This window comes from Natronomonas sp. EA1, assembly GCF_051195035.1.
Taxonomy (GTDB): domain Archaea; phylum Halobacteriota; class Halobacteria; order Halobacteriales; family Haloarculaceae; genus JBNTJV01.
The window spans coordinates 815,164-832,309 of record NZ_JBNTJV010000001.1; the positions used below are offsets into that span (position 1 = coordinate 815,164).

At 68.6% G+C, this 17,146-nt stretch carries 14 protein-coding genes; 6 read left to right on the forward strand and 8 right to left on the reverse strand.

Annotated features, from left to right (window positions below; all coding sequences use genetic code 11):
* Window positions 1-4 precede the first annotated feature (4 nt).
* Window positions 5-271, forward strand: a complete 267-nt coding sequence (locus ACQUQR_RS04460) for a ubiquitin-like small modifier protein 1 (RefSeq protein ID WP_435195069.1) — start codon at window positions 5-7, stop codon at window positions 269-271.
* 4 nt (window positions 272-275) lie between these two features.
* On the opposite strand, the gene ACQUQR_RS04465 is transcribed toward ACQUQR_RS04460, so the two are convergent.
* On the reverse strand, window positions 276-1,577 hold the full coding sequence (locus tag ACQUQR_RS04465; RefSeq protein ID WP_435195071.1) for an acetamidase/formamidase family protein: 1,302 nt from the start codon (window positions 1,575-1,577) through the stop codon (window positions 276-278).
* A gap of 114 nt (window positions 1,578-1,691) precedes the next feature.
* On the opposite strand from ACQUQR_RS04465, the gene ACQUQR_RS04470 reads away from it, so the two are divergent.
* Window positions 1,692-2,714 carry a quinone oxidoreductase family protein gene (locus ACQUQR_RS04470; protein WP_435195073.1) on the forward strand — a complete coding sequence of 341 codons (1,023 nt, stop codon included), beginning with the start codon at window positions 1,692-1,694 and terminating at the stop codon, window positions 2,712-2,714.
* Window positions 2,715-2,785: 71 nt separating this feature from the next.
* Window positions 2,786-4,333, forward strand: coding sequence for a long-chain-fatty-acid--CoA ligase (locus tag ACQUQR_RS04475; protein WP_435195075.1), 1,548 nt, complete (start codon window positions 2,786-2,788; stop codon window positions 4,331-4,333).
* Between the two features lie 3 nt (window positions 4,334-4,336).
* Here ACQUQR_RS04475 and ACQUQR_RS04480 read toward each other — a convergent pair whose 3' ends face one another.
* Together ACQUQR_RS04480 and ACQUQR_RS04485 are read right to left on the reverse strand one after the other, a co-directional pair.
* Window positions 4,337-5,014 carry a 6-hydroxymethylpterin diphosphokinase MptE-like protein gene (locus tag ACQUQR_RS04480; RefSeq protein ID WP_435195076.1) on the reverse strand — a complete coding sequence of 226 codons (678 nt, stop codon included), beginning with the start codon at window positions 5,012-5,014 and terminating at the stop codon, window positions 4,337-4,339.
* Between the two features lie 167 nt (window positions 5,015-5,181).
* Entirely contained in the window at window positions 5,182-6,300 is a 1,119-nt protein-coding gene (locus ACQUQR_RS04485; RefSeq protein ID WP_435195078.1) for a dihydropteroate synthase, read from the reverse strand.
* 98 nt (window positions 6,301-6,398) lie between these two features.
* Between ACQUQR_RS04485 and ACQUQR_RS04490 the strand changes: the two genes are divergently transcribed.
* Both ACQUQR_RS04490 and ACQUQR_RS04495 read left to right on the forward strand, forming a co-directional pair.
* Window positions 6,399-6,926: a hypothetical protein gene (locus ACQUQR_RS04490; protein ID WP_435195079.1), complete on the forward strand. Its 528-nt coding sequence runs from the start codon at window positions 6,399-6,401 to the stop codon at window positions 6,924-6,926.
* On the forward strand, window positions 6,923-7,651 hold the full coding sequence (locus tag ACQUQR_RS04495) for an RNA methyltransferase (RefSeq protein WP_435195081.1): 729 nt from the start codon (window positions 6,923-6,925) through the stop codon (window positions 7,649-7,651). Before ACQUQR_RS04490 ends, ACQUQR_RS04495 begins: the two co-directional genes overlap by 4 nt.
* On the opposite strand, the gene ACQUQR_RS04500 is transcribed toward ACQUQR_RS04495, so the two are convergent.
* From ACQUQR_RS04500 to ACQUQR_RS04520, 5 genes are all read right to left on the reverse strand, one after another.
* A complete protein-coding gene (locus ACQUQR_RS04500) occupies window positions 7,648-9,060 on the reverse strand; it encodes a DUF7504 family protein (protein WP_435195083.1) in 1,413 nt (470 codons plus the stop codon). The two genes, ACQUQR_RS04495 and ACQUQR_RS04500, sit on opposite strands and share 4 nt — an antisense overlap.
* Window positions 9,061-9,107: 47 nt before the next feature.
* Entirely contained in the window at window positions 9,108-10,964 is a 1,857-nt protein-coding gene (gene gatE / locus ACQUQR_RS04505; RefSeq protein ID WP_435195085.1) for a Glu-tRNA(Gln) amidotransferase subunit GatE, read from the reverse strand.
* Between the two features lie 45 nt (window positions 10,965-11,009).
* Window positions 11,010-11,459 carry a DUF4395 domain-containing protein gene (locus ACQUQR_RS04510; RefSeq protein WP_435195087.1) on the reverse strand — a complete coding sequence of 150 codons (450 nt, stop codon included), beginning with the start codon at window positions 11,457-11,459 and terminating at the stop codon, window positions 11,010-11,012.
* A 75-nt stretch (window positions 11,460-11,534) separates the two neighbouring features.
* Window positions 11,535-12,776: a cytochrome P450 gene (locus tag ACQUQR_RS04515; RefSeq protein ID WP_435195089.1), complete on the reverse strand. Its 1,242-nt coding sequence runs from the start codon at window positions 12,774-12,776 to the stop codon at window positions 11,535-11,537.
* Window positions 12,777-12,818: 42 nt separating this feature from the next.
* The gene (locus tag ACQUQR_RS04520) at window positions 12,819-14,225 is read right to left on the reverse strand and encodes a class II fumarate hydratase (protein ID WP_435195091.1); all 1,407 of its coding nucleotides are present in this window, start codon (window positions 14,223-14,225) and stop codon (window positions 12,819-12,821) included.
* 166 nt (window positions 14,226-14,391) lie between these two features.
* Between ACQUQR_RS04520 and ppc the strand changes: the two genes are divergently transcribed.
* Window positions 14,392-17,094: a phosphoenolpyruvate carboxylase gene (gene ppc, locus ACQUQR_RS04525; protein WP_435195093.1), complete on the forward strand. Its 2,703-nt coding sequence runs from the start codon at window positions 14,392-14,394 to the stop codon at window positions 17,092-17,094.
* The last annotated feature ends 52 nt before the right edge of the window (window positions 17,095-17,146 follow it).

Here is a 17,146-nt window from a genome sequence, read left to right on the forward strand (position 1 = left end):
GCGTATGGAGATTCGAGTGTACGGCCCGTTGCGGGCGGCCACCGGCGGTAAATCGGTCGTGGTTGCGGTCGCGGACGACACCCCGACTGTCGAGGAGGTGCTCGCGGCGTTCGTCGAGGCCTACCCGCGGGCGGAGGGGCACCTGACCGACGCGAACGGCGACCTCCAGCCGAGCGTGCGCGTCACCTGCGAGGGGGAACGCGTCGAGCTCGACGAGACCGTCCCCGCCGAGGGTACCATCGAGCTGTTCCCCGCGATGCGCGGGGGCTGACGGCTCAGGCGTACTGCTCGCGGACGGTGTCGGCGAGTCCGGCCTCCTCCAGCAGCTCGACCGGGGTGAGCATGGTCAACTGGACGACGCCGGGGAGTCGGGCGATCTCGACGCCACCGGTGAACGTACACCGCGAGCGCACCTCGCCCTCGGTGATGCCGAACAGCTCGCTGGCGCGAGCGAAGGCGTTGTCCGTGGCGTCGTTGATGGTCGCGCCCGAGCCGATGACCTGGATGGGGAGCGCGTCGTGGAGGTGGTCGACCGCGTACTCCTCGGCGAGCGCCTCGCCCGTGGCGCGCTCCTCGGGGCTGTACGGCTTCGCGATGTGCGGGAGGTCCTCCTCGTTCGGGAGGAGGATGGGGCCGGGGAGGGTCACGTCCTTGAGGACGGAGACCTCGAGTTCGGTGGTGCCGCTCACGTCGGTGGTGTGCAGCGAGAGCTCCCCGTCACCCTGGTTCGCGTGGAGGTCACCGACGTAGAGCCCCCCGCCGGGGACCCGGACCGGGCAGATGAGCGTCGCGCCGGCCCGCACCTCGTTGGAGTCGAGGTGGCCGTCGGTTCTGGCTTCGAGCGCCGCTTCGTCCGGGAGTCCCCAGTCGTGTTCGGCGCCGATGAGGAACTGGCCGAAATCACCCGCGTTGTGCGAGTCCGGGAGTTCGACCTCGGGTGTCGTCCCGATGTTCCCGATGAACGGCCGGAGACGGCCGAGCGTCCCCGGCATCTCGTCGGGTTTGTACAGCAGGATGGGGTGCTGTCGGGAGTTCTCCGGCAGGGCCATCGCCTCGTCGGCCCGGTTCGCGAGGTCATCCGCGCCGTCGGGCCCCACCGTGATACCGACGGTCCGGTCGTCGTCGAAGACGACGGTGTAGCCGTACTCGAAGCCGAACGAGGAGGCGTTCGCCCCGCACTCGGCACAGCGGATGGAGCCCTCACCGGTCCCCTCGACGACCGTCTCCGGCCACTCGGTCCCGCACTCGGGACACCGGTGGTCGACGAACGGGTCGTCACCGAACGCCTTCTCGCGCTCGGCCATGCTGCCGGTACTGGTCGCGAGACTCGTCACGGAGACGTCCTTGATGTGGACGACGAGCGCGTCGCCGGGCTCCGCGTTCTCGACGGCGATGGGTCGTGTGACCTCGTGGCCACCGCGGAACTGCGGGGTGATCATCGGCCCCCAGCAGCCCGCGGGGGTGTGGGTCGTCACGGTTCCCCCGTCCGCGACGGTTCCCGCCCACTCCTGGTCCGGTCCGACGAGGCCGAGCGTGAACGCGTCGACCTCCAGCCGGTCGTGGATCTGTTCTGACATCACCCGCGGTTTGGAGCCGTCATTAGTTAGCAGTTATGACAGTGGCGGCCTCGGCCGGGAGTCCGACCTGCCGGCTGACGTATAGTTAAGGAGCCGGGGTGGGAACCGCGGGCCATGCAAGCGATTCAGGTAACCGAGTTCGGAGACAGCGACACCCTCGAGGTCGTCGAGACGGACGTGCCGGAGCCGGGTCCCGGCGAGGTCCGCATCGAGGTGCGCGCCGCGGGGATCAACTTCGCGGACATCATGCAGCGCCGCGGTCACTACCACGGCGGGCCCGAGCCCCCGTACGTCGCGGGGATGGAGGTCGCCGGCGTCGTCGACGCCGTCGGGGAGGGCAGCGAGGAGCGAAGCTCCTCGGGCCGTGCGAGCGGGCAAGGCCCGCGAGCAGATGTCGGTCGCTCCGAGGGCGACGAGGTCGTCGCGATGGTCGACGGCGGCGGCTACGCCGAGTTCGCCGTCGCCGACGCGCAGGGGCTGTTCGACATCCCTGAGCCGATGAGCTTCGAGGAGGCCGCGGGCTTCCCGGTGCAGTTCCTCACCGCGCACAACTGCCTGTTCGAGTGGGGCGAGTTGGAGGAGGGCGAATCGGTGCTCATCCACGCCGCCGCGGGTGGGGTCGGCACCGCGGCCGTCCAGCTGGCGAGCAATGTCGGCGCGCACGTCATCGGGACGGCCTCGACTTCCGAAAAGCTGGAGACGGCGAGCGAGCTGGGCTGTGACGTCCCGATAAATTATACCGAGGAGGAGTTCGTCGCGCGGGTGAAGGAGGAGACTGACTACGGCGCGGACCTCGTGCTCGACGGTATCGGGGGCGAAACGACGGAGAAGAGCCTCGACGCGCTGAAGGAGTTCGGTCGGATGGTCTCGTACGGCGCGGCCTCCGGGCGCCCCGGCCGGCCGCCCACGGACAAACTCCTGTTCGGGAACAAGACGGTGAAGGGGTACCACCTCGGCCGCGCGCTCGCCCGCCAACCCATGTCGGTGCTGGAGGCCGTCCCCGCCCTGACGGAGCAGCTCGCGTCCGGCGCGCTCGAGGTGCAGGTCGGCCACACGTTCCCCCTCGCGGAGGCACGGGCGGCCCACGACGCCATCGAGAACCGTGAGACCAGCGGGAAGGTCGTGCTCGTCCCTTAAATCGGCGGCCTGACTCTCCCGATTGTTTTATTGGAAACGCTTTTTTCGCCCCCTCTCACAGTCGGGAGTAGATGACTAACCTCGTCACAGATATCGAGGCGCAGGCGACGGCCACGCCCGATGCCACCGCGATCGGCTTCGAGGGACAGGAGATCTCCTACGGGGAGTTCTGGACCCAGACGCGACAGTTCGCGCAGGCGCTCGCGGACGCGGGCGTCGAACCCGGCGACCGCGTGGGCGTCTATCTCCCCAACCTTCCGCAGTACGTGATCGCCTTCCACGGCATCATCGCGGCGGGGGCCATCGTCGTCCCGATGAACCCCCAGTACAAGTCCCGCGAGATCGAGCACCTGCTCTCGGATTCGGGTGCCACCGCGGTCGTCGCGCTCGCCGACCTCGTCCCGCAGGTGACGGAGGTCCAGCCCGAGACGGCCGTCCACACCGTCGTCTCCGTCGGCGGGGACGTGGAGGGTGCCGCCTCTTTCGAGGCGTTCCTCGCCGACGAGGAACTCGACATCGTCCCCCGCGAGGACGACGACGTGGCGGTCCAGCCGTACACCTCGGGGACGACGGGCCAGCCGAAGGGCGTCCTGCTCACGCACGGCAATCTCGCCTTCGAGGCGCGTGCCTCGGGCGAGATTCACGACGGCGTCCACGCCGACGACAAGATGCTCGGCGTCCTTCCCCTCTTCCACATCTACGGGATGACCGTCACGATGCTCGGCACCCTCGTCGACGGGGGGAGCTACTGGCCGATGTCTTCGTGGGACGCCCAGGAGGCGCTCTCGCTCATCGAGGAGGAGGGGCTCACCATCGTCCACGGCGTCCCCGCGATGTACAACGACGCCATCAACCAGCCCAACGCCGAGGAGTTCGACCTCTCCTCGGTGCGATTCGCCAACTCCGGGGGCGCGGCGCTCCCCATCGAGGTGATGAACCAGTTCGAGGAGACCTTCGGGGTTCCCCTCCACGAGGGCTACGGCCTCACGGAGACGGCGCCCGTCACCCACGCGAACCGCCCCGAGAACCGCCGTCCCGGCTCCATCGGCCAGACGATTCCGGGCGTCGACGCGAAGATCGTCGGCCCCGACTTCGAGGAGCGCCCGCCCGTGAAGAAGGGGCCCGTCGACGAGGAGACGAACCTCGACGACGTGGTGGGTGAGGTCGTGATTTCGGGACCCAACGTGATGAAGGGCTACTACGGCCTGCCCGAGGCGAACGAGGAGGCCTTCACCGAGGAGGATGGCACCCGCTGGTTCCACAGCGGCGACATCGGCTACTACGACGAGGACGGCTTCTTCTACATCGTCGACCGCGAGAAGCATATGATCGTCACGGGCGGCTACAACGTCTACCCCCGCGAGGTCGAGGAGTTGCTCTTCGAGCACCCGGACGTGGCGGACGCCGCCGTCGTCGGCAAGCCCGACGAGCGCCGCGGTGAGACGGTGAAGGCGTTTATCGTGCCGACGCCCGACGCCGAGGCTACTCCTGAAGATATCAAGCAGTACTGTCTGGAGCACCTCGCCGCGTACAAACACCCGCGTGAGGTGGAGTTCACGGACGAACTCCCGCGGACGACGACCGGGAAGGTCCAGAAGTTCGAGCTGCGCGACCGCTAATCCTCAGAGCGGTTCCAGTTCCTCTCGCAGTCCGTCCAGTACGGAAAACGTCTCTCCGCGTCGCTCTTCGAGCCACTTCAGGAGCCGCGCGGCCCATTGCAGTTTCTGTGCCTTCATCGCGTCGACCGAGGGGTCGTCGAACTGCCAGCCGGCGAACGTCAGGGTCCCGGCCCCGAAGGCGTCCGCCAGGAAGGCACACCGGTCGCCGTCGGTGAACCCTCCGAAGTTGTGGACGTGTGCCCGGGGTTCCGCCTGCGTCGTGGCGAGCACCTGTTCCCGATTCATCTCCGGGACCCACCGTTCGAGGAGGGGGACGTTGTCCCCGTGTGCGTGAACCGCGACGGGGGTCCCCTCGTGGGTGAGTTCGACGCTCGTCTCGGGGTCGCCGTCGAGGTCCGTGACGAGCACGTCGACGGTGAGTCCGTGGTCGCGGAGCACGGTCGCCGCGCTCGATGCGACGACGCTGCGGTCGGCCTCGCTGACGGCGTCGAGCTCATCGGGGAGGGTGGGGGCTGCACCGACGATACAGACGGTCTCACCGTCGAGGAACCCCAGTCGCGAGCGGTCGAACGGCTCCGTGAGTTCGGCGAGCCGGTCTCGCGCCCGCTCGTCGCCGTCGCTGTCGAAGCCGAAGTCGTCGAGGATCTCCCGATACACCGGGCTCCACGTCTCGTAGTGCATCGCTCTCACGGTGATAAGTATGGGCCCGAAGGGCGACTACGTACCCCTACCCGGGTGTGCGCCCTTCCGGCTTCCACCAGCCCATTCTAATGGGTCTGGCATAAGTCTTCTCTTGAGCGCGGACCCAAACCGGGTTCCGGCAGACGGGTGTCTGACGTGGAGCCGACTCACAGCGCCCGCGCCACGCCGTCGATGACCGGGGCGAGCTCCCCCTCGGCGTCGTTCGCGCAGAGCGCGCGCAGCCCCGCGACCGTGCCGAACAGCAGGGTTCCCGCCTCCCCCGCCGCGACGGTGACGCCCGGAATCTCCGTCGCGAGCGTCGCCAGCCGGTCGCGTGCGGTCGGGGCGAGCTCCACCGCGAACGTCCGGGTGACGGCACCTTCGGGGTCCGCCTCCCCGCCGACGCGGTCGAGGTGTCGTTCCGCTTCCTTCGGAGTCGTCACGTCCAGCTCCTCCACCGCGGGCGTGCGGACCCGCTCGCGGGCGAACCGGTGGCCGACGAGCGCCGCGTCGCGTGTCTCGGCCACGTCGTGGGTCCGGATGACGTGGGCCCCGCGCTCGACGGCCATCGAGGTGGCGGCGAGCGAGACGGGGAGCGCCTCCTCCGTCGAGCGCCCGGCGAGCTCGCGCAGGAAGTTCTTGCGGTTGATGGAGACGAGGATGGGCTGGCCATACCCCCGAAATTCACGGAGTCGCTCGAACGTCTCCCGGTCCTGTTCGAGCGTCTTCTCCTCGGACCACCCGCCGAACGCGGGGTCCACGATGGTCTTGTCGGTGAGCCCGTTCAACTCGAGCGCGTCGTAGATGTCGTCTACCTCCTCGACCGCGCCGGGCCGTTCCAGGTCGGGGGGAGAGGCCATCTTCGCTACGGCCACGTCGTACGCCTCACAGACGCGCGGCATCTCGGGGTCGGCGAACCCACAGATGTCGTTGACCATGTCGAATCCGCCCTCGATGGCCGCCTCCGCGACCTCGTGGTACCGGGTCTCGATGGAGAACACCGCGTCCCCGGACACCGACTCGATGGTCTCGATGGCGGTGTCGAGCCGGTCGAGCTCCCCCTCCGCGGAGAGCACCTCGAACTTCTTGTTCGCGGACTCGAGCCCGACGTCGACGATGTCCGCGCCCTCGCCGATGAGCCGCTCGTCGACGTACTGGGCGGCCTCGGCCGGGTCGTCGAACACGCTCGGTTTGTAGGGGGATTCACTGGAGACGTTCAACACGCCCATGATCCGGGGTGGATGGTCGTCGCCGATCTTCAGCCCGGCGGCGTCTACCGTTCGCATAGGATGATTTGGAGTGGTCGACACAAATAGGGGCTGATTCCGGTAGTCCGACCGACCCATGACGCGCCGCTTTTACCCCTCGACCGGCTACCGCGGGTATGGGAAAGGTCTCTGTCGCCATGCGGGGCTGGCGGTTCGACGAGGACGACATCTTCGACGAGCACGGCGAACTCCGGCCCTTGGAGGAGATTCCGAAGGACGCCCGCGAACGGCTGGTCCGCCTGACGGTCATCACCGGCGCGCCGTGTGACGCCTGCTGGCTCATCCACGGGGACGAGAACATCGAGCAGTGTAACGTCGCCGGCGCGGTGTACGGCGAGGCGCTCCACGAGGTCGTCCTCTGTCCCGAGCACGAGAGGGACTTCCTCTACTGGTTCCGCGAGGCCGGCGGGCGGGAGTACGTCGAGGAGCCCGAGGCGTTCGCGGACGCCTTCCACGAGTGGTTCCTCGACGACAACCGCGCCCCCGAAGGGTACGAGGGGCTCGAACACGTCGAGACGGACCCGGATTCGGTGCCACAGCCCGAACCGGACGTCGAGATGCCCTCGCTGGAGGAGGAGCTCGCGGAGATGAGCGACGAGGAACTCGAAGCGCTGGACGTGAACCTCGACGACCTCGATATATGAACGTCGCCGTCGTCGACCCGCAGACGCCCGGAAACATCGGGACCATCGCCCGCGGGATGAAGAACTTCGGGCTCTCGGAGCTCCTGCTTGTGAACCCCCCCGAGCTCCCCCGCGAGAGCGAGGCGTACGGCTTCGCCGGCCACGCCCGCGAGGACGTGCTCCCGAACGCGCAGGAGGTCTCCTTCGACTACCTCGTCGAGAACTTTCACACCGTGGGCACCACGGCCATCACGAACGAGGACGCTCGCAAGCACGTTCGGTACCCGTTCAAGACGCCCGTCGAGTTGCGTGAGTCGCTGAAGGAGGTCGATACGGAGACCTGTCTCGTCTTCGGCCGTGAGGACACCGGGCTGACGAACGAGGAGATGGCGCGGCTCGATGAAGTCGTTTCCATCCCCGCGAGCGAGGAGTACCCCGTGATGAACCTCGCGCAGGCCGCGACCATCGTCTTCTACGAGCTTCGAGAGCTGAACGTCGAGGGGTACCAGCTCCCGGAGAACGTCAAGGAACGCGCCCCCGAGGGGGATATCGAGGCGCTCTACGAGCAGTTCGCGTCCTTCCTCGAGTCCATCAATCACCCCGAACCGAAACGCGAGAAAGCCACCAGACTCTTCCGCCGGGTGATGGGTCGGGCGCACCCGACCGTCCGTGAGGCGACGACCCTCCGCGGCATCTTCCGGCGCGCGGGTGACCTGCTCGAACACCCGGAACGGCTGGAGGATTAGGGCTGCTGTTTCCCGAGGTAATCGACGAGCCCGTCGACCACGTCCGCGCGACGGGTCCAGATCGCGTCGTAGTACCTCCCCCGATGCGGGTGGTCGTCGACGGGGCCGTCCTCGGGCACGGTTTCGGGCTCGACCTCCTCCGCGAGCAGCGCCCCGCCGGTCGGGCCGTCGCGGACGACGAACCAGGTCTCGCGGAGCTCGTCGGTCAGGTCGGTGTGGACGGTGATCCCCTCGTGGTCGGGGAGATCGATGTCCGGCTCGCCGTAGATGTGGATCTCCACACCGGCGGCCGCCAGCCGACGGTAGAGGTCCCACGTCTCGGCGTCCGCGGTGACACGCGAGAGCCGTCTGAACCCCGCGTGGACCGTCCCGACGCCGCCTCGCCCGGCCTCCAGCTCGAACTGCCGACTCACCCGGACGAGGGTCTGCGGGTCGGCGTAGTGATCGCCGTGGACCGACCGGTAGGCCTGCTGTATCACGTCCGGGACCGTCTCGCGCCGGAGCACTGAGTCGTCGATGGTGACCGCCGCCGCGACGGTGACGAGCTGGTCGGCCGCGAGGAACTCCCCGCCCCGGTGGAGGAGCGCGACGGAGTTCGGGAACCCCTCCACCTGCCGCGTCTCGACGGTCACCGCCAGCCCCTCGAAGAACGCGCGGATCGCCTCGAGATCGGAGTCCCCCACCGTGGGGTTACAGGCGACGAGCGTCAGGTCGTCGCCCGTGAGCACGTCGCGCACGTGCTGGAACGACCGGACGCTGATGGCGTGGACCGTCCGCTCGTGTTCGACCCGCTGGACGTCGTAGGGCGCCGCGGGCTCCCACTCCGTCGTCTCCCCGTCGACGGTCACTCGCCGTTCGCTCCCCGTCTCTCCCTCGCGGAGCTCGACGCGCACGTCGAACAGGGAGCCGAGGGCACCGCCACCGTCGGTGTCGTGGTCCGTACAGACGAACAGCGCCCCTTCGTCTCGCGCGCGACCGGTGAGCAGGTGGAAAAACCGGAACAGCCGCTTCCCGTCGGAGTAGACCCGGAGCGTCGACAGCGAGTCGACGCCGACCCGGATGCGGTCGTACCCGGCCTCCGTGAACGCGGTGACGGCCTCGGTGGTCGCGATGGCGATGCCCGTGAGGTCCGAGGGGGAGTTCACCACGTGGACGCGGTCGTCCGTCGTCGCCGTCCCGGTCGCGTCGACGACGGCAACCCCCTCGACATCGAGCGCGGGAACGGCCGCAAAGAGCGTCTTCGCGTCCATATCCGTCGTGATGACGATGGCTGCTTCCCCCGCGTCGACACCGGCCGCAAGTAACTCTATGAGGAGCGACCGCTTGCCCGCCATCGGCGGCCCGAGACACCGGAGCCGGCTCCCCGCGGCGAGCGACTCGACCGGGAGGCTTCCCGCGGTTGTGTACATACCACATAAACGCCGTGGGGCGTTAGAAAAGTATCGCCGGACGGGGCTCAGGCGCGTTTCTGGATCTCCTCGCGCAGGACGGCGGAGACGAGCTCACCGTCGGCCTTCCCGCGGAGCGCGCCCATGCACTCGCCCATGAGCGCGGAGAACGCGCCCATCCCCTGTTCGTCCACCTGTTGTGCGTTCCGCTCGACGACCTCGACGATGGTCTCGCGGACCGCCGCCTCGTCCACACCGGCGAGTCCCGCCTCCTCGACGGCTTCCTCGGGGGAGAGGGTGGGATTCTCTGCGAGCGTCGTGAGCACGGGGTTGACGCCCTCCTTCGCGAGCTCGCCGTCCTCCACGAGCTGGAGCACCGAGAGGAGCTGGTCGTCGGTGAGCCGGTCGACGGCCACGTCGTCGCGCCGGAGCTCCGTGAGCGTGGATTCGAGGGTCCCCGCGGCGAGCGTCGCGTCGATACCGGCCTCGACGGCGGCCTCGAACAGCAGCATCCGGCGGCCGTAGGCGACCTGCTCCGCGAGCCCGGCGTCGAGCCCGTACTCCTCCTGGTAGCGCTCGACCTTCTCCGTGAGGAGTTCCGGGGACTCGATCTCCGTGGGGTCGAGTTCGACCGGGGGAACGTCCGTCTCGGGGTACATCCGGGCCGCGCCGGGGAGCGGGCGCATGTAGCGGGAGGTGCCGTCGTCGTTCGCGCCGCGGGTCTCCTCGGGGACGCCCTCGATGGCGACCTCGGCACGGGCCGCGACGGCCTCGATGGCCTGCTCCGCGATGTCGGTCGCGGCCGCGACGAGCGCGACCGCGTCGTCCGCACCAGCCCCGACGGCCTCCCGGAGGGCCGCGACCTCCGCCTCGGTGACGCCGTACGCCGGCAGCTCGTCCGTGTGGAAGATACCGCCCGCGCCCGAGCGCTTCGCGTGGTCGGAGAGCTCCGTTCCCAGCCGCCTGTCGGGCTGGATCTCCGTTCCCACGAGCCCGTCGAAGCCGTAGAGGGGGACCGCGGTGACCGTCTCCGCGCCCGCGATGACGCCGGAGTCGGTGTCGGCGAAGACCTCGGTCACGTCCTGCGGGTCGCCGACGCTCGCGTCGCGGGCTTCCAGCGCGTCTCTGATCTCGAGCAGTGCGACCTGCCGACCCACCTCCTTGCGGACGATGTCCTCGAGGTCGTCGAGCGCCTGCACGCCCTTCATCTCGACGCGCGCGCCCTCCGCGATGGAGACGTTCACGTCCTGCCGGATGGTGCCGAGCCCGCGTTTCACCTTCCCGGTCGACCGCAGGAGCATCCCGATCTCTTCGGCGGCCTCGCGCATCTGTGCGGGCGAGGAGATGTCCGGCTCGGTGCCGATCTCCACCAGCGGAATCCCGAGGCGGTCGAGCGAGAACTGGACGCCGTCGTCGGTCTCCTCGACGCGGCCGGCGGACTCCTCTTCGAGCAGGAGGTCCGCGACCCCGACCGGGCCGTCGGAAGTCTGGATGACGCCGTCGGTGGCGACGAGCGTGGAGCGCTGGAAGCCGGAGGTGTTCGAGCCGTCGACGACGATCTTCCGCATCACCTGCGCCTCGTCGACCACGTCCATATCCAGCAGCGACGCGACCTCGAGGACGACCTCCTGTGCTTCGTCGTCGAGCCGGTGTGGCGGCTCGTCGTCCTCCTCGACGAGACACGTCGTATCGAAGGCGAGATACTCGAACGTCTTCTCGACGCGCGACTCCTCTAAGGCGGCGTCGTCGATCTCGCCCAGTTCGGAGCGCGTCGGGTGGAGATACCGTTCGAACGAGCGGGCCGCCTCCTCGGGCTCTCGCCGCGCCGTCGGACAGTTACAGAAGAGCTTCGTCGCCGTGTCCAGCTGCTGGTGGATCTCCAGCCCGGCGACGAGGCCGAGGTCCTCGTAATCGTACTCGGTCATTGGTGGCGAGTCGGACGGCGGGGGGCAATAATCCGACGGTCCTCGTTAGACGACGCCCAGCTCGCGGAAGAACCGCACCTGCTTGTACATCCGGCAGCCGACACAGAGGTCGAGGGCCGCGGCGACGCCGGCGAGGAGGCCGACCATCGCGGCGACCGCGAGCGCGACGACCGGGAAGCCGGCGAGGACCGCCACGGAGGCGATGGCCGTGAACGTCGCGCCCATGAGCTTCGCGAAGCGGTGCGGGGAGGCCGGCTCCGGCTGGTCCGGTTTCCCGACGACGGGGATCAGCACGCGCTTCCAGAGGAATCCATACATATCGACGCGCCAGCCGGTGGCGACGCTCGTGAGGAGGATGGCCGTGACGGCGTAGAGGGGGGCGGGGTTCCCGGTGACGACGAACGCGGCCATCCCGAGCGTGGTCATGGTCTGGCCGAACCGTGGTGCCCGGGGGTCCACCATCGCGACGGACGGGGTGCCCGATTGGGAGCTCATTGCGAGGAGTTACGATTCCGTTGGTTAACCGGTTTGCGCATTCGTGCACGGCGCTCGACCTGCCGCAGGCCCCGCTCAGGCGGGGAGCACGGCCGGTGTGAGCGTCCCCTCCAGGCGCTTCACCGAGTGGAGGAAGGCGCTGTCGAGCGGTTCGAGGTCGTCGATCTCGAACTCGATTCGGTCGGCCGCGTCGAGCAGGGCCTCGATGGCGATACGGGTCTCCAGTCTGGCGAGCGGCGCGCCGAGACAGAAGTGGATGCCGTGACCGAACGCGAGGTGGGGGTTCGGGATGCGCGTGGGGAGGAAGCGGTCGGCGTCGGGGAAGGCCGCGGGGTCGCAGTTCGCGCTCGCGAGCCACGCGAACACCAGCGCCTCCTCGGGGATCGGCTCGCCATCGAGGGTCGCGCCCTCGCCCGCGACGCGCACGACGGACTGTACCGGGGGACGGAACCGCAGCACCTCCTCGACGGCCGACGCCACGGGGACGCGGTCACACCGAAGCTCCTCCCAGCAGTCGTACTCGGCGAAGGTCCACAGGCAGTTCGTGATGAGGTTCGTCGTGGTGATGTTGCCCGCGACGAGCAGGAGGACGCAGAAGGCGAGCAGTTCGTCTTCCGTGAGGGGGTCCCCGTCGATATCCGCCTCGACGAGGACGGAGATGAGGTCCTCACCGGGGTTCGCGCGGCGTTCCTCCAGCACGTCGGCGAAGTAGTCGGTGAGCTCCTCCAGCACCGCCGTCCGGGACGCGACGATCCCGTCGATGTTGTTCTCGTCCACCACGGGCGGCGACTCGATGAGGTCGTCCGACCACGCCTTGAACTGGGCGCGTTCCTCGACGGGAATCCCGAGGAGTTCGGCGATGACCATCACCGGGAGGGGCCACGAGAGCGTCTCGACGGCCTCGAACTCCCCCGCGATGCCGTCGAGCAGGCCGTCGGCGAGCTCCCGGATGTGTTCCTCGAGCGTGGCGAGCCGACGGGGGGTGAAGTGGGCGTCGATCACCGACCGAAGCGCGGTGTGGCGGGGCGGGTCCATCGTGATGATGGAGTCGGTCGCCATCGGGTTGTCGGCCAGTTCCTCCATCTCCTCGGGGAGGAGGGCTTCGGTTCGCTTCGAGGAGAAGTGCGACCAGTCGGCCAGCACGCGCCGGCACTCGTCGTAGCCGAACACGTCGTAACACTCGCGTTCGGTGTCGTAGACCACCCCTTCGGCGCGCATCTCGGCGTACCACGGGAACGGGTCGAGCCGACGTTCCGGCGACTGGAGGGGCTCGGGGAGCCCGAGAACGGGAAGCGGTCGTGTGGTGTGCTTTGCCATAGCTCCCCTACGCGGGAAGCCAAGATAGCCTGCGCGCCCGGGTCAGTCGTCGCCGAGGATGCCCGGCTCCGTCATCTTCGCGGGGTCGAGCACCTCGTCGGCCTCCTCCTCGGAGAGGTAGCCCTCCGCGACGACGACCTCGCGGACGGTCTTCCCCTCGGCGAGCGCCTTCTTGGCGACCTTCGAGGCCTTGTCGTAGCCGATGGTCGGGTTCAGCGCGGTGGCGAGCGCCATCGACTGCTCGACCTGCCGCTCGCAGTGCTCCTCGTCGGCTTCCAGTTTGGCGACGAACCGCTCCGCGAACACGTCGCTGGAGTTCGCGATGAGCTGGGCGGACTGGAGGAAGTTGTGGGCGAGAACTGGTTTATAAAGGTTCAGGTCGATCTGCCCCTCGGCCGCGCCCGCGGCGACGGCCGCGTCGTTGCCGACGACCTGCTTGTGGACCTGGTTGACGGCCTCGGCGACGACGGGGTTGATCTTGCCGGGCATGATGGAGGAGCCGGGCTGGTTCTCGGGCTGGTCGATCTCGCCGAGCCCGTTGCGCGGGCCGGAGGCGAGCAGCCGGAGGTCGTTGGCGATCTTGTTGAGGCTCCCGGCGACGGTGCGCAGCGCGCCGTGGGCCTCGGACATGGCGTCGTGGGCGGCCTGCGCCTCGAAGTGGTTGTCGGCTTCGCGGAAGCCGAGCCCCGTCTCGGCGGAGATGTACTCCGCGGCCTTCGCGGGGAACTGCGGGTGGGTGTTGAGCCCCGTCCCGACAGCCGTCCCGCCGAGCGCGAGCTCCGAGAGGTGTTCGCGGGTGGCGGAGACCCGGCGGATGCCCTTCTCGATCTGCGTGCGGTAGCCGCCGAACTCCTGGCCCAGCCGGACGGGCGTCGCGTCCTGCAGGTGGGTGCGGCCCGTCTTGACGACGCCGTCGAACGCCTGTTCCTTCGCGGCGAGGGCGTCCGCGAGCTTGGTGAGCGCGGGGATGACGTCGTTCTCGACGGCCTCGAGCGAAGCGATATGCATCGCGGTCGGGATGACGTCGTTGCTCGACTGCCCGAAGTTCACGTGGTCGTTCGGGTGGATCTCGCGGGTGCCCATGTCCCCACCGTAGATCTCGGTGGCGCGGTTGGCGATGACCTCGTTGGCGTTCATGTTCGAGGACGTGCCGGAGCCGGTCTGGAACACGTCGACCGGGAAGTGCTCGTCGTGCTCGCCGGCGATGACCTCATCGGCGGCCGCGATGATGGCCTCCGCCTTGTCCTCGGGGACGAGCTCGAGGTCAGCATTTGCGCGGGCCGCAGATTTCTTGACGACGCCGAGTGCACGGATGAACCGACGACCGAACGTGATACCCGAGATGGGGAAGTTCTGGACGGCACGCTGGGTCTGGGCGCCCCAGTACGCCTCCGCCGGCACCTGCATCTCACCGAGACTGTCCTCCTCGATTCGGAAGTCCTCGCTCATGGCTCCCCCTCCGCGGGGGGTTACGTAAAAGCCACCGAAACGTGCAGACTCGGCCGTACCGGGCCGGCTTCCCGACCGCCATCGTGACGGCGAAACTGTGTAATTATTAACTCGGATTTCGGTAGTAATTCTTTTGGCGCTGTGCGTGCGGGTATGACGTACGGATATGAGTGACACGCCATTACATAACAGGGACGTCGAACAGGACGTCCGGGAGTTGGGTGCGCTTCTGGGGGACGTCATCCGGGACCAGTCGACCGACGACGCGTTCGACTCCGTGGAGACCGCCCGCCGCGCGGCGATCGACTACCGACGCGGCGATGCGGACTCCAGAGCCGCGCTCGAATCGGAGGTCACGGAGATGTCCGCGAGCCTCGAGAGCGAGGTCGCGCGGGCGTTCACGACCTACTTCGAACTCATCAACCTCGCCGAGGAGCGCGAGCGGGTCCGGGCCATCCGGCAGGGGAACGAGGCCGGGACGGTCGCCGACAGCATCGCCGCGGCGGTCGACGCGCTCGACGAGGCCGACGCCGACGCGGAGACGGTTCGAGGGGTGCTCGACGACGTGCTCATCGAGCCGACGTTCACGGCCCACCCGACGGAGGCCCGGCGAAAGACCGTGAAGGCGAAGCTCCGGTCAGTCGCGGGCCACCTCCGGACGCTGGACGAAGGGCGGTTGACCTCAGACGAGGAGGCGGCTCTCGAACGCGCGCTCGACGCCGAGGTGACGAGCCTCTGGCAGACCCCGCAGCTTCGCGAACGCGCCCCCGAGGTGACCGACGAGGCGCTGAACGTCCAGTGGTACCTCGAGAACACGCTGTTCGACGTGGTCGGCGAGGTGTACGACGAACTCGAGAGCGAGCTCGGCGAGGCGTACGACGACCTCTCGGTGCCGAAGCTGTTCGAGTTCCGCTCGTGGGCGGGCAGCGACCGCGACGGCAACCCCTACGTGACGCCGGAGACGACGGCGAAGACGCTCGAACGCCAGCGGAGTGTGGTCCTCTCGAAGTACCGCACGGCCCTGAAACGCCTCTCGGGCGTGCTCAGTCAGGACGCGACCCGTCTCGACCTCGGCGAGGAGGTCCGCGAGCGGCTGGAGGTCCACGCCGACGCCCTCCCCGCCGCCGCGGAGGAGGCCGAGACGCGCTATCCGAACGAGCCGTACCGCCAGCTGCTCAAGCTGATGCGCGAGCGCGTCGACCGGGTGGGGAGCGTCCGGCCGGGCGGCTACGACGACCACGGCGCGCTGCTCGCCGACCTGGAGGTCATCGCCGACGACCTTCGGCGCAACGGGGCCGAGACGGTCGCGGCCGAGCACGTCGACCCGCTCGCGCGGCAGGTCTCCACGTTCGGCTTCTCGCTCGCCAGTCTCGATCTGCGTGACCATCAGGCGAACCACACGCAGGCGGTGACGGAGGCGCTCGCCCGCGAGGGGATCGACTACGAAGCGCTCGACGAACAGGACCGCGTCGAGCTGCTCACCGATGCCATCCTCGAGGCCGACCCCGTCGTCGACGTGGGGGACCGGACGGGGCTCTCCGACACCGCGGCGAAGGTGCTGGAGCTGTTCGACTCCACCGCCGAGTGGCAGCGTGAGTACGGGGTGGACGCCATCGACACCTACTGCATCTCGATGTGTGAGGAGCCGTCGCACGTGCTGGAGGTGCTGTTCCTCGCGGATCAGGCCGGCGTCGCGGACCTCCCCGGCCACTGCGGGCTGGACGTGGTCCCCCTGCTGGAGACGGAGTACGCGCTGTCGGGTGCGCGGCGCATCATGGGGACGCTGTTCGAGAACGAGGCGTACGCGGCCGCTGTCGAGGCGCGCAACGGCACCCAGGAGATCATGCTGGGCTACTCGGATTCGAACAAGGAGAACGGCTATCTGGCGGCGCAGTGGTCGCTGCACCGGAACCAGAAACGGCTGGCGGCGATCTGTGAGGACTACGACATCGACCTCCGGCTGTTCCACGGGCGGGGCGGGTCGATCTCGCGGGGTGGCGGGCCGATGAACGACGCGCTGCTCGCGCTGCCCCAAGAGACGGTGACGGGGCAGGTGAAGTTCACCGAGCAGGGGGAGGCGATCGCCGAGAAGTACGCGAACCCGGACATCGCCGAACGGAACTTAGAGCAGATGCTGAACGCCCAGCTCCGCGCGCGGTACCGGGCGGTGGAGAGCGACGAGGACCCCGTTCCCGAGGCGTGGCACGAGGCGATGGAGACGGCCGCGGACGCGGCCCGCGCCGAGTACCGCGACCTCCTCGAGACGGAGGGGTTCGTCTCCTACTTCGAGCAGGCCACCCCCATCACGGTCATCGAGGACCTGAACCTCGGCTCGAGACCGGCCTCACGCAGCGAGGAGCGGTCGGTAGAGGACCTGCGGGCGATCCCGTGGGTGTTCTCGTGGACGCAGGCGCGGTGTATCATCCCCGGCTGGTACTCGCTGGCGACCGGACTGGAAGCCTACCTGGCGGAGGGTGGCGACATCGAGATGCTCCGCGAGATGTACAACGGCTGGCCGTTCTTCCGGACGATGATCGACAACGCGGGGATGTCGCTCGCGCGCACGGATCTCGAGATCGCGGCGGGCTACGCGGACCTCGCCGACGAGGAGCTGCGCGACCGCATCTTCCCCCGGCTCACGGACGAGCACGACCGCGCCCGCGACCTCGTCCTCCAGATCACGGGTGACGACGGGCTGCTCCACCGTGAGTGGCTGGAGGAGAACCTCGCCCGGCGGAACCCCTACGTGGACCCGCTGAACTACCTCCAGATGAAGCTCCTCGGCCGGGACGACCACACCGAGATGGAGGCCCGGACCCTCCGGCTCACCGTGAAAGGCATCGCCGCGGGGATGAAGAACACCGGGTAGTCAAATATTCACTCACTTCTGAATAAATTACTCAAGCTTTAACACGTAGGAG

Coding starts and splice junctions, on each gene's coding strand:
- ACQUQR_RS04465 (WP_435195071.1), bottom strand. CDS start 1,577: ATGTCAGAACAGATCCACGACCGGCTGGAGGTCGACGCGTTCACGCTC.
- ACQUQR_RS04510 (WP_435195087.1), bottom strand. CDS start 11,459: ATGAGCTCCCAATCGGGCACCCCGTCCGTCGCGATGGTGGACCCCCGG.
- ACQUQR_RS04475 (WP_435195075.1), top strand. CDS start 2,786: ATGACTAACCTCGTCACAGATATCGAGGCGCAGGCGACGGCCACGCCC.
- ACQUQR_RS04520 (WP_435195091.1), bottom strand. CDS start 14,225: ATGAGCGAGGACTTCCGAATCGAGGAGGACAGTCTCGGTGAGATGCAG.
- ppc (WP_435195093.1), top strand. CDS start 14,392: ATGAGTGACACGCCATTACATAACAGGGACGTCGAACAGGACGTCCGG.
- ACQUQR_RS04515 (WP_435195089.1), bottom strand. CDS start 12,776: ATGGCAAAGCACACCACACGACCGCTTCCCGTTCTCGGGCTCCCCGAG.
- ACQUQR_RS04500 (WP_435195083.1), bottom strand. CDS start 9,060: ATGTACACAACCGCGGGAAGCCTCCCGGTCGAGTCGCTCGCCGCGGGG.
- ACQUQR_RS04490 (WP_435195079.1), top strand. CDS start 6,399: ATGGGAAAGGTCTCTGTCGCCATGCGGGGCTGGCGGTTCGACGAGGAC.
- ACQUQR_RS04460 (WP_435195069.1), top strand. CDS start 5: ATGGAGATTCGAGTGTACGGCCCGTTGCGGGCGGCCACCGGCGGTAAA.
- ACQUQR_RS04470 (WP_435195073.1), top strand. CDS start 1,692: ATGCAAGCGATTCAGGTAACCGAGTTCGGAGACAGCGACACCCTCGAG.
- gatE (WP_435195085.1), bottom strand. CDS start 10,964: ATGACCGAGTACGATTACGAGGACCTCGGCCTCGTCGCCGGGCTGGAG.
- ACQUQR_RS04485 (WP_435195078.1), bottom strand. CDS start 6,300: ATGCGAACGGTAGACGCCGCCGGGCTGAAGATCGGCGACGACCATCCA.
- ACQUQR_RS04480 (WP_435195076.1), bottom strand. CDS start 5,014: ATGCACTACGAGACGTGGAGCCCGGTGTATCGGGAGATCCTCGACGAC.
- ACQUQR_RS04495 (WP_435195081.1), top strand. CDS start 6,923: ATGAACGTCGCCGTCGTCGACCCGCAGACGCCCGGAAACATCGGGACC.